Source organism: Paraburkholderia sp. JHI2823 (assembly GCF_038900695.1).
In the GTDB taxonomy this organism is placed as follows: domain Bacteria; phylum Pseudomonadota; class Gammaproteobacteria; order Burkholderiales; family Burkholderiaceae; genus Paraburkholderia; species Paraburkholderia mimosarum.
In genome coordinates, this window is record NZ_JAYMRY010000251.1 from 1 (window position 1) to 454 (window position 454).

1 pseudogene is annotated in these 454 nt (G+C 69.2%); it reads left to right on the forward strand.

The features are described 5' to 3' along the window. A pseudogene (locus VSR34_RS38555) lies at positions 1-454 on the forward strand (acetyl-CoA C-acetyltransferase); the annotation flags it as partial.

A 454-nucleotide genomic window follows, 5' to 3' on the forward strand; every position in this document is an offset into this window, starting at 1 on the left:
AGATCGTGCCGGTGGCGATTCCGCAGCGCAAGGGCGAGCCGCTGCAGTTCGCCACCGACGAGTTCGTGCGCCACGGCGTGACGGCCGACTCGCTCGCGGGCCTGAAGCCCGCGTTCTCGAAGGAAGGCACGGTGACGGCGGCCAACGCGTCGGGCATCAACGACGGGGCTGCGGCGGTCGTGGTGATGTCGGCGAAGAAGGCCGAGGCGCTGGGGCTCACGCCGCTCGCGCGCATCAAGGCGTACGCCAGCGGCGGGGTGGACCCGAAGGTGATGGGCATGGGCCCGGTGCCGGCGTCGACGCGCTGTCTGGAGCGTGCGGGCTGGTCGGTGAACGATCTCGATCTGATGGAGATCAACGAGGCGTTCGCGGCGCAGGCGCTCGCGGTGAACAAGCAGATGGGCTGGGACACGTCGAAGATCAACGTGAACGGCGGGGCGATTGCGATCGGTCA